Here is a 14767-nt window from a genome sequence, read left to right as displayed (position 1 = left end):
AATTATTCCTCTTTTTAAGTGCCGGTTCAGCTTTTTTTCTTCATACATTTTCTCAGCATATCCAATAACTGCCCGATTACGACCGGCTTGGTCAGATGCCCGTTCATGCCGCTTTCCATGGACTTTTTACTGTCTTCGTCAAATGCATTGGCTGTCATCGCAATAATGGGTATGGTTCTGGAATCTTCTTTTCCTGACAGACGGATGTTTTTCGTGGCCTCCAGACCATCCATTACAGGCATTCGGATATCCATTAAGACTGCATCATAATACCCGGGATCATGGCCTGTAAATAAGTCAAGCGCTTCCTGACCGTTTGAAGCTGTCTCCACAATAAATCCGTTCATCTCCAATAACGCTTTCGCAATTTCCCGGTTCAGTTCGTTATCCTCCGCCAGCAAAATCCGTTCTCCGCTAAAATCCGCTTCTTCTCCCGGCTCCGGCTCCTCTTCCTTAATCTCTTCCTTTTCACAAACCTTAAATTCCGTGACGAAATAAAATTCCGAACCTTTTCCCAACTCGCTTTCCACTTCTAAAACCCCGCCCATCATCTGAACTAAACGGGAGGAAATGGACAATCCCAGACCGGTTCCGCCGTATTTGGATGCTGTACTCCGATCCGCCTGTTCAAATGCATTAAAAATCTGACCGATGGATTTGGGGCTGATGCCGATTCCGGTATCTTTCACTGAAAAACGCAGCCTGACAGATGTTTCATCCTCGTACAGAGGATCGATAAAGAAATCCACAAAACCGCCCGGATCTGTAAATTTTATGGCATTTCCTATGATATTAATCAGAATTTGATTCAGACGGAGTATATCCGCTTTCACCGGACGGTTGCTTGTATAATTATTATGGAAGGTTAAGCGGATATTCTTCTCAACTGCCTGAGGCATCAGTAACGATTTCAGGTTATCCGCCTGATGTCCTATGTCGGCCGCTTCCTGATTCAGTTCCAGTTTACCGCTTTCAATCCGGGACATATCCAAAATGTCATTGATCAGGTCCAGCAGATATTCATTGGCATATTCGATCTTATTCAGACATTTCATGGCCTTTTCCCTGTCATCCAATACGGTTTTGGCAATGGCTGTCATTCCGGTAATCGCATTCATCGGAGTGCGGATCTCATGGGACATTCTGGACAGAAAGTCCGTCTTCGCCTGGCTTACGGTATCCGCACGCGCTTTCATTATAAAGGAAGATACCAGTTTCGCAAGCTCTTTCATCGTTCTGCGCTCTGCTTCATTCCAAATCCGGCCTTTTTGGCGGCTCTCATAGTTCATGGTGCCGGCATAGCTTCCCTGATCCCATATAGATATCTGGATGCCGGATGCCAGCGTGCTGATTAACGGATTATGTTCGCATATTCCATCCTCATCATAGAGGTTTATAAGTTCTTTGAACTGTTCCGTATTCATATAGACGATTTGGTTCATCTGAGAATCCGTCCGGTTCCTCGCCCACTGATACGTACAGCGCAGGCTCAGATATTCCGGATTCGCCTCTATAATGGAAACCCGGTCTAAATGATAATATTTTCCAATACGGGCCAGAAGCAGAAAAATTGCATCGTCCAGTTTCTTCGCCTTCATCAAAAGCTCCAAAGCAAATGCAACCAGATCATCCTCTTTAAATTCGCCCTGGCTGGTAATTTCATTAAATAAATGCTCATCCGTATACAGCTGGGTCAATACGGTGCCGATCTCATTGGACGTATCCAGATAGCAGGCCGCTTTTCCTTTTCCATGCTCTTTTACATAATGAAGCGTGCTCTCCGCACAGCGGTAAAGTCCTGTGTACTCATCCACCACGGTTGTTACGCACATTCCGATACTGGCGGAGACCTTCCGCTCATAACCTTCCTTTACAAATAATTCCTGGATCTTAGATGCAATTCTGGGGCCCAACACTGTGGCTTGAGCCTTATTACATCCCTTTATAAACAGCAGAAATTCGTCTCCTCCCAAGCGGATCTGAATATCCTCTTTTCCGGTTTCCGATTTTAATACGCGGGCCACATCCTGAAGGATCGCATCTGCAAATACCCTGCCTTCCTCCTGATTAAACGACTTAAAATCATCCATATCAAGCAGCATGAGCGCGCAGACTTCATTGGGATCCTGGTGCTCCATGTAATCCCGCACCATACGGATTCCGGCCTCCTTCGTATATAAACCTGTTAAAGGATCTCTGGACCGGGCTTCCAGCAGCGCGAATTCCATCTCCTTCTCCCTCGTAATGTCTTCGATTATACCGACCACAAAGGAAGGACTTTTATCACATGCATCATTTACGGACGACATCGTAATACAGCACCAGAATTCACCGTTTTTAGCCTTGAACTGGGCGCTGGCAGTCTTCTCTCCGCCCAGAATCTTTTGTATCATCCTGTCATACTCTTTGCGCCATTCTTCTGCAACCAGTTCCTCTGCCAGGTCTCCCGGCATCTTATCATATCTCGTTTTACAATGATAATATTCTCCTGTCCGTTCCGGAAGGACGGCCAAATGCTCTTTGGGATAATAATAAAATTCACAAGTCGAAGTGTGTTCCAATGCCATTCTTAAAAGAACATTGCCCGCTTCTACCTGTTCGGAGAGCAGCTGGTTTTGTATCTCCGCCCTCTTATTCCTGTCTATATCCAAAAAGGCGCTTTGTATCAGCAAAGTTCCGTCCTCATCCTGTATAACCTCGGAATTTCCGATAATCCAGCAGGTCGTTCCGTCTTTTCTCATGATCCGGTATTCAAACTGGCACATATCTCCGATCTGTTCCAGTCCGCTGATCAGACGCCTTATATAGTCCCTGTCCTCATTGGCAGTCACTTCATCCAGAGTCCAGGAGCCCTTATCCCAAAATTCTTCCGGTGAGTATCCGAAAATACGAATCGCTTCCACATTGGCATTTTTAAAGGCTACCGCCCCATTTTCACTAAAACGGTATTGGACGATTCCGCACAGAGCCGACTGAAACAGCGAATTATACCGCTGAACCTGATCCTCTTTATTGGCCATCTCTTCCGTCAGACGGCGTTTAGCTTCCTGCTCTTCCGAAACATCGCGGATTACGCTCAGGCAGACTGCCCTTCCGTCATCTGCGAGCCCCTTTTTTCCTACATCATTCACCCATATATAGCTGCCGTCCTTTTTCCGCATACGGTATTGGACTTCGTATTCCTTTTCCCGTTCCAGCGCATCCCCTACCAAACGGTCAACCCATTCCCGGTCGTCCGGATGAATGCTGTTAATTACATTACCCTCTATGGCCTGAACAAATTCTTCATAAGTATAGCCCAGATGGTTCAGCATACGGTCATTTACACAGTACAAAGGAAAATTCTCTTCTAAATATCTTCCTATAATGCCCCCGGGAATGCTTTTATTCAACAGATCAAAGGACCGTGCGCTTACCCTTTTTTCAAACTCCGCCCTGGCCTCATGGGCAAACCGGACCGGAAAATATTCGCCTTCCTCCTGCTGGATCATGCCCGTAGAAGCATGGATGGCTGCGATTTTGCATTCTCCGTTTACTTCCATGCAGGAAGCGGTCACCCGCACTTCCAAAGACACGGCATCCTCATCCAAAAGCCTGGTAACTTCAAGGCTTCCAAAGACTGCCGCGCAAGTTTCCGAAAGAAGCTGTTCTTTATTTATAATCAGCCGGATCTCATATGGATCCGGATCAAGCCTTATCTCTTCCTGAAGCAAAGAAATGACTTTACCGATATTATCAGCTGTTTCATTGGCCCCTGTTCCAACCCATTGAACTTCCTCTGTTAAATATGAGGCGGTCTTTTGCCAATTCCGTTCTACCATATAAGCATTAAAAAAATTATGTATTACCCCTGCTGCTTCCCCTGCTCTTATCATCCCCGGCCTCCTAAAACATCATTCTCTTTCCATTATACCATACCCAAGGGCTGCCGCAAATCTTTATTTAACTGAGAAAGAAACGCCGGAAAGAAGGGGGAACCTGGGCGGGCGGCGGATATGATAAGAGATAGGGGATTCGAGTTTCGACCCTAAGAGGTACTAAGGCCGCCAGAAACAGAAAAAGGCAGCGCGGCGCCATTCACGATGAACTCTTTATGACTTCGTCGTTCAAGGGCGCCTCAAATACTGATTCGGAATTCAGTATTCGTCTGCCTTTTTCCGTTTCTGCCGACCAAGTACCTCTAAGGGTCTGCAAACGATCCCCTATCTCTTATCATATCCGCCGCCCGCCCAGGTTCCCCCTTCTTTCCGGCTGTTGCTTGGCTAGCTAAGGAAAAAAAGATTTGGTGGATAGAGTAGTTTTTTACATCAACCGTGAAGGGATTTTCAGAAATGCCTTGAGGATTTAATGTAAAGGGTGAGGTCTTTACGCTAAATGCCTTGACATTTAAAGTAAAACATGAAAGCATTTCTGAAAATTCCTTTATGATCTATATAAATTTGGCTTTACGTAAATACTAACGCATAACATTGCTTTTAACCAGGCTAGCGAAAACCAGCCCGGAATGGGGAGGCGGAGCCGGAAGCCAAAGGTCGGAGGGGCCGTCCGGGCCGGGGAAGGAAGATGCAGCCAGTTGGGATCGTATGGAACCCCTTTAGAACTACTTAGTCCCGTAAGGGCAGAACGAGGCAGGTAAAAACTGATTTCCGTCTCAGCTTTTAAAGCGCCGCTGAGCAGCGAAGTCATAAAGAGTTCACTGCGAATGGCGCTGGCCTGCCTCGTTCTGTTCTTCCGGGTCTTAGTAGTTCTTAGGGGCGAATCCCGAATCCGATCTGGCTGCATCTTCCTTCCCCGGCCCGGACGGCCCCTCCGACCTTTGGCTTCCGGTTCCGCCTCCCCATTCCGGGCGTACCCTTCCGTCACCCCTGTTAAATAACAATTTTAATACTTTATATATGTTGATCCTTCATTCTCAGCCTGGCGATTGCTCTTGCCAAGGACGCCTCTGAATGGGAATGTTCCTGTATGCTCTGTTTTTGACGCAGTTGTTCCTTGGCCCTTTCTAGTGCTTCCTGGGCGCGGCGGATATCAATTTCTTCCGGGCTTTCGGCCGTGTCGACCAAAAGGGTGACACGGTTATTGATGATCTGGGCAAAGCCGTTTCCGACTAATCCCTTTACTACGGAACCGTCTTCCGTGGTGATCCTTATTTCGCCTACACTGACGGCAATTACCATATTTTCATGATGGGCCTGAACCGCTTTCTCGCCGTCAAAAACGGGCAGCACGATCATTTTGCATCTGCCTTCGAAAAAGGAGCGGTTGCTGGCCAGCACCTTCAGATAAAATGTATTCATGATTTCCTCACATCCTTCTGCTTTTAACAGCTTTTGGCTTTTTCAATCACATCGTCAATGGTTCCCACATTGAAAAATGCGGCTTCCGGATACTGGTCCATATCTCCGTCCACGATTGCCTTAAATCCTTTGATGGTCTCTTTTAACGGCACATATTTTCCCGGAATTCCGGTAAAGTTTTCGGCAACATGAAATGGCTGTGACAGGAACTTCTGAATCTTTCTGGCACGGTATACCACCGTTTTATCTTCTTCCGACAGCTCTTCCATACCGAGAATTGCGATGATATCCTGTAATTCTTTGTATTTTTGAAGCATTTCCTGTACCCGTCTGGCCGTTTCATAATGTTCTTTTCCAACGGTGTCCTCTTCCAGGATTCTGGAGTTGGATTCCAATGGATCAACGGCCGGATAAATTCCCTGCTCCACAATTTTTCTGGAAAGCACGGTCGTCGCATCCAGATGGGCAAATGTGGTAGCCGGGGCCGGATCGGTTAAATCGTCGGCAGGAACATAAACTGCCTGAACAGAGGTTACGGAACCGTTTTTCGTGGATGTGATTCTCTCCTGCAGTTCGCCTACCTCGGTAGCCAGAGTCGGCTGATAGCCTACGGCTGAAGGCATACGCCCAAGCAGCGCGGAAACTTCTGAACCGGCCTGAACGAAACGGAAAATGTTATCGATAAACAACAGCACGTTCTGATGCTCCTGATCCCTGAAATACTCTGCCATAGTAAGCCCTGTTTCCGCAACACGCATACGCGCGCCCGGCGGTTCGTTCATCTGGCCGAATACCAGGGCGGTTTTTTCCAAAACGCCGGATTCCTTCATCTCAGACCAAAGATCGTTTCCCTCTCTGGAACGCTCTCCAACACCGGTAAAAATGGAATAGCCGCCATGCTCTGTGGCAATATTCCGGATCAGTTCCTGAATCAGTACGGTTTTTCCAACTCCGGCGCCTCCAAATAGTCCGATCTTACCGCCTTTTGCATAAGGGGCCAGCAGATCGATTACCTTAATTCCCGTTTCCAGGATTTCTACAACCGGGCTCTGCTCTTCAAATGTCGGGGGTTCTCTGTGAATTACCCAGCGTTCCTCCTGATCCAGCCCTTCGCCGCCGTCAATGGTCTCTCCCAATACATTGAACAGACGTCCCAGGGTTTTATTGCCAACCGGAACTTTAATGCCCGATCCGGTTGCCGTAACTTCCATATCTTTACAAAGCCCGTCGCTGGATGCCAGCATAATGCAGCGAACCGTATGATTGCCTACATGCTGTGCGACTTCCATCACACATTTTTTGCCGTTATTATCCACTTCCAGGGCATCTTTGATAAACGGAAGATCATCATCTTCAAATTCCACATCCACTACAGGTCCGAGAACCTGAACTATCTTTCCTTTTTTCATGGAAATTCCTCCCGCTCTAATGTTTCTTTTTCTTTTTTTGGGCCTTGGCTCCGCTGATTACTTCCGTGAGTTCCTGAGTAATAGCTGCCTGCCTGGCCCTGTTATATGCGACAGACAAGTCTTTCAGCATATCCTTGGCACTCGTTGTTGCGGCTTCCATTGCCATCATACGGGAATTTTGCTCACTGCAGTAGGACTCGACCAAAGCTCCATATATAAAACCGGCAATATAATTGGGCACTATGTTTTGCAGAACCGCATCCGCAGACGGCCATAAAGCGATTTCTTCCATATGTACATCCACAAACTGCTTTCCGAAGTTTGCCTTTTTAAGCGGCAGTAGCTGAAGGGTTTCCGCCTCTGTCTGCATGGCATTTACCATCTTTGTATAGACGATATGTATCTCATCCAGTTTATGACTGTTATAGTACTCTAAAAGGCTTTCTGCAATGTTTCTGGCGCGGCTCATGGTCGGATTTTGAACCGTATACTGAAAATCCTGCTCAATTTCAACGCCTCTTTTTACAAAATACTGGCGGCCGATGTCGCCCAGTATAAACAGCATATGGTTTCCCGGACGGTCAAGAGCTTCCTGCGCCAGTTTAATCACATTATGATTATAAGCGCCGGCAAGGCCTTTATCTGCCGTAACAACCAGATAACCGATCCTTTTTTCCTCTTTTTTACAATCTGCCTCATCCGGTTCAAAATATTGGTTCATCACATCAGGAAGATGGCGGAGAATCCGCTCAATGGCCATCTGAAGCGTGTAAAAATAAGGTTCCGCATCCGAAAGATTTTTTCTGGCTTTTTTCATCTTAGAGGAGGATATCATGTACATGGCGTTGGTAATTTTCATGGTATCCTGTATGCTTTTCATTCTTGTCTGTATTTCCCGCGTATTCGCCATAAAGCACCTCCTGATTTAGATTTGTAAACTGTCCCTGTATTCCACCGCAATTTTTACAATGCGTTCGATCAATTCATCGGACAGCGCTTTCTTTTCTTCAATCTCTTTTCCCACTTCCGGATATTTGGCATCGAAGTAAGAAAGCATTCCCATCTGGAATTCCTTGATCTTTTCGATCTTTAAAGGCAGAAGCACTTTATTGGTTGCCGCACAGAGAGAAATCACCTGGGCATGAAGGCTGAGGGGATGGCATAACGGCTGTTTTAACAGTTCCATCAGGCCTTTTCCATACTGCAGCTGCTCTTTTGTGGTATCGTCCAGATCAGAGCTGAACTGGGTAAATACTTCCATTTCACGGAATTGGGCCAAATCGATTCTGACGCTTCCGGACGCCTTTTTCATGGCTTTTGTCTGGGCGGCTCCTCCGACTCGGGAAACGGAAAGGCCAACGTTGACGGCCGGCCGGATTCCGGAGAAGAACAAGCCGCTTTCCAAAAAGATCTGTCCGTCTGTAATGGAAATTACGTTTGTTGGAATATATGCGGATACGTCTCCCGCCTGGGTTTCAATGATCGGAAGCGCGGTAATCGAACCCCCGCCCAGGTCATCATTTAAACGGCTTGACCGTTCCAGCAGTCTGGAATGCAGGTAAAATACATCACCGGGATAGGCTTCACGCCCTGGTGACCGTTCCAGAAGCAGGGAAATCGCACGATAGGCAACCGCATGTTTTGAAAGATCATCATAGATAATTAAAACATCCTTTCCTTTATGCATAAAATACTCCGCCATTGCAGTTCCTGAATATGGGGCAATATACTGTAACGGCGCAGAATCGCTGGCCGTAGCCGACAGGATGATGGAATAATCCATGGCATCATATTTTGTCAGGGTGGAGACGATCTTCGCAACCGTGGATGCTTTCTGTCCGATGGCTACATAGATGCAGATCACATCTTTTCCTTTTTGATTGATAATTGTATCAAGAGCAATCGACGTTTTACCTGTCTGCCTGTCGCCGATTATCAGCTCTCGTTGTCCCCGTCCGATGGGGAACATGGAGTCAATTGCCAGGATTCCGGTCTCCATTGGGACTGAAACGGATTTTCTTTCAATGATGCCGGGCGCTTCTTCTTCAACCGGCCGGTAGTCTTCTTCTTTAATCTCACCTTTGCCGTCGATGGGCGCGCCAAGCGCATCGATGATTCGTCCCACAAAACCTTCTCCAACAGGAATTCCGGCTTTTTTTCTGGTACGGGTCACCTTGCTGCCCTCTTTCAAACCGGTATCCCGGCCGAACAGAATACAGCCGATTTCATTTCGCCTGATATCCTGAACCATTCCTTTCACTCCGGTGTCAAAAATGACGATTTCGCCATACATGGCGTGGTCGATTCCATAAACTGTGGCGATTCCATCGCCAACCCAGATCACAGTGCCCACCTCTTCATCTTTGGTATTCACATCGAAGTTTTCTATTTCACTTTTTAAGATTGATATAATTTCTTCTGAACTAATTGAGCTCACTCGGTTCACCTCCACATCAATTTTTTCTCTAACCGTTTAAGGCGTCCCCTTAAACTCCAATCGATTTCCCGGTCTCCCGCCCGTATCACGAATCCGCCGATCAGTCCCGGATCCTGTAAAAGCGTTAAATCAACCTGGTTCTTTTTATATTTTCTGCAGAGGAACTGTTTGACTGCTTCCAATTGCGCCTCGTCCGGGCGGCGCGTATAAGTCATCACAGCCGGCAAAATTCCATGCTCTTCACAGTAATATTTTTTATACTCTGCGAAAGTGTCCAAAATGCCGTCCATCGCCTGATTTCTGCACATCACCTTTAAGAAACGTTTGATTGATTCCGGAAAGATCCGGTCAATCAATACGAACTTTTTCTTTTCCGGGATTACCGGGCTGGTAAAGACACCAAGCAGCTCGGGAACCTGTTTTAATATGGTTTCCGACTGAAGAACATCCTCTTTCGGCACTGGAAGTTCATACAATACCTTTGCATAATTAATTGAGAGTTGCGTCATGGGAATCACCTGCTTTTGTCAAGAATTGATTATAGAGTGACCGGTCGATATTCGCTTCATTCTGTTCTCCAATAATCTTAGCTGTTGCCGCCATAACAAGAGAAGCCAGATCTGACTGCGCCTCCCGTTTCATCCTGTCCTGTTCCGCTAAAAGGTTTTTACGGGATTTTTCGAATTCTTTTTGAGCCGCTTCCTGGGCTTTTAGCAAAATTCTGTCGTATTCCGCCTGTGCGTCCAATTTGGCCTGTTCTATCATCTTCACACTCTCTTCCTGAGATGATTTTAATTTGTCTTCATACTGATTCCTGGCCCTCATCGCCTCTGACTGCGCCTTATTTGCACTGGCAAACTGCTGTTCAATATCGGCCTGCCTTTTCTCCATGATGGCCGTTACCGGACCGATCAGGAATTTCTTCATCAGCAGATATAAAATAATCAGATTGATGATTGTCAGAACCAGATTCCAATCTAATCGTAGCATGTTCCCCACCCGCCTTTTCTGTTTCTATTTCTGTCCAATTTCACATTTCCTCATTTCTGCCTGATTATTTCAGGAAAAGGATGATTAAAAGGGCGATGACGAAACCGTAAATTGCGGTTGCCTCTGCCAGCGCGCATCCAAGAAGAAGGGCTTTGCTGATCTTGCCTTCCGCTTCCGGCTGTCTTGCGATTGCGTCCACTGCTTTAGAAGTTGCGATGCCGATACCGATTCCTGCTCCTATACCTGTTAATACTGCTACTCCTGCTCCGATTGCGATTAATGATGCCATAATAATGTTCTCCTTTTTCTCACTTATTTTTTCTTACTCAATTGCCTCTTTGATAAAGAGGGATGTCAAAAATACTAATACATATGCCTGAATCAGTCCGTCAAAAATGTCAAAGTAACAGCTGAATGCCACGGGCACAGCCACCGGCAAAATCATCTTAATCAATTCCATCACAACAAATGCACCCAATACATTGCCAAAAAGCCGCATGCACAGGGACAAAGGACGAATAAATAATTCAAGTATGTTGATGGGGGTGATAAGGGGGATTGGTTCTGCAAAACTTTTGATCCATTTTTTCAGGCCTTTTTGATGAAACCCGGCATATTCGATCAGCACAATGCTCATGACTGCAAGTGCCACCGTCACATTGAGATCTTTCGTAGGGGGTTTGAAACCCAGAAGTCCGATAAGATTGGCAATTCCGATGTAAAGTGCTATGGTTATCAAATATGGTATGTAACGTTTACCTTCTTTACCAACCAGATCTTCGAAGAAATGATAACATCCTCCCACTGCTGTTTCCAGTATAATCTGCCGCCGGCTGACCGGCTTTTCCTGAAGATTTCTGACGAGTAAAACAGATGCAGCTGTCAGTCCCAACATGATGATCCATGTGACGACCACAGATTCCGATACAGCGATTCCGCCAAACAAAGGAATAGTAAAGGCTGTGTCGCAATTTAATTCTGTCATTAACTCTTCCGCCAAATTCTCCGTATTGCTCACTTCCCTTCTATTATTCGATTTCCATCAGCCATTTCTGTGGCATTTGGATTGAACATATATTACTTCTGTTGGATTTACTTGTCAATACTTAGGGTTATACGTCATTTTGTATAAAAAAGTTGTTAAGATTTTCCTGAATTACGTGTTTTTATATAAATTTATGTTGTAATTTTGTGTTTCATTTGTATATTATTTTTGCTATTTGTGTTTCATTTGTGAACTCGCTTGTAAAATGGCTTACTTATCATGAAATATTTTTTCCTTTTTTCTGTCATTTTGACATATGTATTTCTCTTGTCTCTTATATTCCATATCATATATGAGCGTATAAGCGCGGATGATCCGGCCAAAAATTTGCAAAAAGCGGATAATATGATATATTATGAATAGATCAAAATAATGTGAGAAACTGCATAAAAAGGAGGTATTTATGAATCAGGAGGAACCGGACAAAGACCCATCGGGCCAGCGGATCTATATCCGTGTCTTAACCTATATAAAACAGCTCTTAATAGAAAATAAACTTTCATCCGGTGACAGAATTCCCACGGAACGCGTCCTTGCAGAAGCGTTGTCTGCCAGCCGCAATTCCATTCGTGAGGCGTTAAAGATCATGGAAAATATGGGGATGATAGAAAGCCGTCAGGGTTCCGGAAATTATCTCTGTGCAAATATTGGAAAAAGCTTTACGGAATCTCTTTCCATGCTGCTGCTCACCAAACAGGCGGATTATATTCAGTTAAGCCAGCTGCGCCGCGCTTTGGAAGTTCAGGCATTTACCCTTTCCGTATCAAAGATTACAGGCGAACAGATCAATGCTCTGGACAGTTTGGTGAAACGGATGGATCTTTACTCTTTGTCGGAACAAACAAAAACCGATAAAGAATTCCATGATATCTTTATCCAGGCCTCCGGCAATATGCTGATCGCTCAGATCATGCAGGCTTTATCCGATATCTGCAGGGATTTTATTAATTTTGTTTTACTGACAGCCTCTGAAGAAGAACGGACCGTTCTTCTCGAATCCCACCGCACGATGTTTGAAAGCCTGAAGGATAAGAACACATTTAAGGGAATTGGCGCAATTCACACCCATTATGACCTGATTGATAAGCTGTTGGAAAAAAGTATTTGACATTTAAGAAAAATGAGCGTACCATAATGTTCAAATTGGTTCAACCAATTTATATCTTTATAGGAGAATCTGACTTATGAAATATTTAGGACAATTTGGTATCATCATTTTCATCTCCTTGTTGGGAGAAGTGATTAAATTTCTGGTTCCGCTTCCCGTTCCGGCCAGCATATACGGCCTGATTCTCATGCTGGCCGGCTTGAAAACCGGTATCATACAACTTTCGGAAGTAAGGGATGCCAGCTTCTTTTTAATTGATATTATGCCGCTCATGTTTATTCCTGCCGCGGCCGGCCTTCTTACATCCTGGGAACAATTATCTCCTATCGTGATCCCGGTGGCTGTCATCACCTCAGTTACCACCATTCTTGTGATGGCGGTTTCAGGCCGGGCCACCCAATTTGTCCAGCATTATGATAAGAGGAGAAAGGCTGGTGAAACCCATGAATGAAGCCGTTAAAGATTTCATGTTCTTTGGCATGGCAGTCAGTATCCTCGGATATTATCTGGGAATGAAGATAAAAGCTTCTTTTAAGCTGGCTGTTTTCAACCCGCTCCTCATCTCTGTGATCTTTGTTATGGCAGTATTAAAACTATTTAAAATTGACTATGATACATATAACAACAGCGCCCGGTATTTAAGCTACCTGCTCACCCCGGCGACCGTCTGTCTGGCAGTTCCGCTTTATCAGCAGCTAAACCTGTTAAAAGAACATATAACAGCCATTATAACCGGTATCATAACCGGTGTTCTTACCAGCATGGGCGGAGTATTTTTCCTCGCTCTCCTGTTCGGCTTTAACCACCGGCAATATGTGACGCTTCTTCCCAAATCCATTACCACTGCCATCGGCATGGGGATTTCTGAAGAAATGGGAGGTTTTGTTACCATCACAGTTGCGGTTATCATCATTACCGGAATACTGGGCAATATGACTGCGGAACTCACTTGTAAACTTTTTCACATTACTGAGCCGGTGGCAAAAGGCATTGCGATCGGTTCGGCCTCCCATGCCATCGGAACCACTAAGGCCATGGAGATGGGGGAAATCGAAGGAGCTATGAGCAGCCTTGCTATCGCCATGGCCGGATTATGTACTGTAGTGATGGCATCTGTGTTTGCCAATTTCATATAAAAGGAGGCATTTTTATGATTATTACCATCGGAAGGGAATATGGAAGCGGAGGGCATGATATCGGTGTTATGCTTTCAAACAAGCTTGGAATCAAACTCTATGATAAAGAACGCCTGAAGGAAGAAGCCAAACTTGCCGGGATTTATGAAGAGGTTCAGCTCTTTTATGAAGAGGAGCCGGTCAACAGCCTGCTCTATGCCATCGCTCAGAACAACTGCGCCGCCGGCATTGGGCGAATCCCCTTTCACCACATCCATGAGATTGCACACCGGGAACCCTGCATCATAATCGGAAGATGTGCCAATCACATTTTAAAAGATGATCCAGAACTTGTAAGCATTTTTATCCATGCCGAGATGGATAAGAGAATTGAAAAAATCGCTCATGACAATAAAGTCCGCCCGGAACAGGCGAAAAAGATGATCGCTAAAGAAGATAAACGAAGGGAAAATTTCTTCTATTATTATACGGGGACTCATTGGAGGGACGTTGGCAATTACCATCTCTGCATCGACCGCGGACGGCTTGGAATGGACGGTTCGGTTGAATTAATCCAGGAGTATATTTCTAAACTGGGGATTTCATAGTTTGATTAAAGAAAAAAGAATCCAGCCGATTCCGGCTCCAATTGTATTAGTCACCACATCATCTAATTGGCAATGGCCCCTCATGGTTATCCATTGAGCAAATTCCAGCATCGTGCTGGCGCAAAATGCGGATAGTATACAGAGCCATCCTTGTTTTGCCCTCTTCCATCCAGCCAGCATTGGTATAAGAATTCCAAACGGAATAAACATCAATACATTTTCCAGCACATAGGCATGAGATTGTGCTGTTTTTCCCCATGTCTGAAAGAGTGTCAGGCTGACGGTATTTCTCGAGCCGGGCGGACGTGAAAAAAAGGCTTCGTTTAACAATACATAAATATAGATGCAAAGGAAAAAGCATACCCATCTCCTGTCAAACAGCCATTGAAAAAAACGGTTTTTATGCCAAATTGATTTACCGATTCTGATCATCACTGCTGCAAAAACTGCAATGATAACCGCTTTTGGAAGATAAAACAATGGATGCATGCAGTCAGAAATCATGAACTCTAATATCTCTTTCATATAGAATACTCCTTAATGTTGCTGTTATCTTAGCATTATATCATTATTTCCTATTAAAGCAACGGGGGATATCAACTCGTAAAGCATAACGGTTCGGCCTTCCGACGCCTGTGCCGGCTCCGGCTGTTTCCATGGTCTTTCCTGTGACTTTGCAGGGTATTAGCAATTCTGCACGTTTAGAAGTGCTTATGCCCGAAACTGGAACTGGAAAGACCATGGAAACAGCCGGAGCC

The 14767-nt window shown here is 45.3% G+C and carries 15 protein-coding genes; 4 read left to right on the top strand and 11 right to left on the bottom strand.

Going from position 1 to position 14767, the window contains the following annotated elements:
- Window positions 1-26: 26 nt before the first annotated feature.
- The 10 genes from C0033_RS00075 to C0033_RS00030 all read right to left on the bottom strand — a co-directional run bounded on the left by C0033_RS00075 (window position 27) and on the right by C0033_RS00030 (window position 11118).
- Window positions 27-3875 carry a PAS domain S-box protein gene (locus C0033_RS00075; RefSeq protein WP_103225836.1) on the bottom strand — a complete coding sequence of 1283 codons (3849 nt, stop codon included), beginning with the start codon at window positions 3873-3875 and terminating at the stop codon, window positions 27-29.
- 863 nt (window positions 3876-4738) lie between these two features.
- Window positions 4739-4879: a hypothetical protein gene (locus C0033_RS26775; RefSeq protein WP_180994501.1), complete on the bottom strand. Its 141-nt coding sequence runs from the start codon at window positions 4877-4879 to the stop codon at window positions 4739-4741.
- Window positions 4880-4889: 10 nt separating this feature from the next.
- On the bottom strand, window positions 4890-5297 hold the full coding sequence (gene atpC, locus C0033_RS00065; protein WP_103225834.1) for an ATP synthase F1 subunit epsilon: 408 nt from the start codon (window positions 5295-5297) through the stop codon (window positions 4890-4892).
- A 23-nt stretch (window positions 5298-5320) separates the two neighbouring features.
- Entirely contained in the window at window positions 5321-6706 is a 1386-nt protein-coding gene (atpD, locus tag C0033_RS00060; protein WP_103225833.1) for a F0F1 ATP synthase subunit beta, read from the bottom strand.
- A gap of 16 nt (window positions 6707-6722) precedes the next feature.
- The gene (gene atpG, locus C0033_RS00055) at window positions 6723-7616 is read right to left on the bottom strand and encodes an ATP synthase F1 subunit gamma (protein WP_103225832.1); all 894 of its coding nucleotides are present in this window, start codon (window positions 7614-7616) and stop codon (window positions 6723-6725) included.
- 15 nt (window positions 7617-7631) lie between these two features.
- Complete coding sequence (gene atpA / locus C0033_RS00050; protein ID WP_103226163.1) at window positions 7632-9152, bottom strand: F0F1 ATP synthase subunit alpha; 1521 nt, start codon at window positions 9150-9152, stop codon at window positions 7632-7634.
- Window positions 9149-9652: an ATP synthase F1 subunit delta gene (gene atpH / locus C0033_RS00045; RefSeq protein ID WP_103225831.1), complete on the bottom strand. Its 504-nt coding sequence runs from the start codon at window positions 9650-9652 to the stop codon at window positions 9149-9151. Before atpH ends, atpA begins: the two co-directional genes overlap by 4 nt.
- Window positions 9633-10133: a F0F1 ATP synthase subunit B gene (gene atpF / locus C0033_RS00040; RefSeq protein WP_103225830.1), complete on the bottom strand. Its 501-nt coding sequence runs from the start codon at window positions 10131-10133 to the stop codon at window positions 9633-9635. The genes atpH and atpF overlap by 20 nt, the downstream gene beginning before the upstream one ends.
- A gap of 64 nt (window positions 10134-10197) precedes the next feature.
- Window positions 10198-10422: an ATP synthase F0 subunit C gene (atpE, locus tag C0033_RS00035; protein ID WP_103225829.1), complete on the bottom strand. Its 225-nt coding sequence runs from the start codon at window positions 10420-10422 to the stop codon at window positions 10198-10200.
- Window positions 10423-10455: 33 nt separating this feature from the next.
- Entirely contained in the window at window positions 10456-11118 is a 663-nt protein-coding gene (locus tag C0033_RS00030; RefSeq protein WP_180994499.1) for a F0F1 ATP synthase subunit A, read from the bottom strand.
- 463 nt (window positions 11119-11581) lie between these two features.
- Here C0033_RS00030 and C0033_RS00025 point away from each other — a divergent pair, with 463 nt between their 5' ends.
- The 4 genes from C0033_RS00025 to C0033_RS00010 all read left to right on the top strand — a co-directional run bounded on the left by C0033_RS00025 (window position 11582) and on the right by C0033_RS00010 (window position 14009).
- Window positions 11582-12286 (top strand): FCD domain-containing protein, encoded by a 705-nt coding sequence (locus C0033_RS00025; protein ID WP_103225827.1) that lies wholly within the window; start codon window positions 11582-11584, stop codon window positions 12284-12286.
- A gap of 76 nt (window positions 12287-12362) precedes the next feature.
- Complete coding sequence (locus C0033_RS00020) at window positions 12363-12737, top strand: CidA/LrgA family protein (RefSeq protein WP_103225826.1); 375 nt, start codon at window positions 12363-12365, stop codon at window positions 12735-12737.
- Window positions 12730-13422, top strand: a complete 693-nt coding sequence (locus C0033_RS00015; RefSeq protein ID WP_103225825.1) for an LrgB family protein — start codon at window positions 12730-12732, stop codon at window positions 13420-13422. The genes C0033_RS00020 and C0033_RS00015 overlap by 8 nt, the downstream gene beginning before the upstream one ends.
- 14 nt (window positions 13423-13436) lie before the next feature.
- Window positions 13437-14009 carry a cytidylate kinase-like family protein gene (locus C0033_RS00010; RefSeq protein WP_180994497.1) on the top strand — a complete coding sequence of 191 codons (573 nt, stop codon included), beginning with the start codon at window positions 13437-13439 and terminating at the stop codon, window positions 14007-14009.
- Here the strand turns inward: C0033_RS00010 and C0033_RS00005 are convergent.
- Window positions 14004-14534, bottom strand: coding sequence for a VanZ family protein (locus C0033_RS00005; RefSeq protein WP_103225823.1), 531 nt, complete (start codon window positions 14532-14534; stop codon window positions 14004-14006). The two genes, C0033_RS00010 and C0033_RS00005, sit on opposite strands and share 6 nt — an antisense overlap.
- Between the last annotated feature and the right edge of the window lie 233 nt (window positions 14535-14767).

Origin of the sequence: Clostridium sp. chh4-2, from assembly GCF_002899675.1 — a bacterium.
Classification (GTDB): Bacteria; Bacillota; Clostridia; order Lachnospirales; family Lachnospiraceae; genus CHH4-2.
The sequence above is the reverse complement of the archived record's forward strand: the minus strand, read 5'-3'. Positions and strand labels throughout refer to the sequence as shown.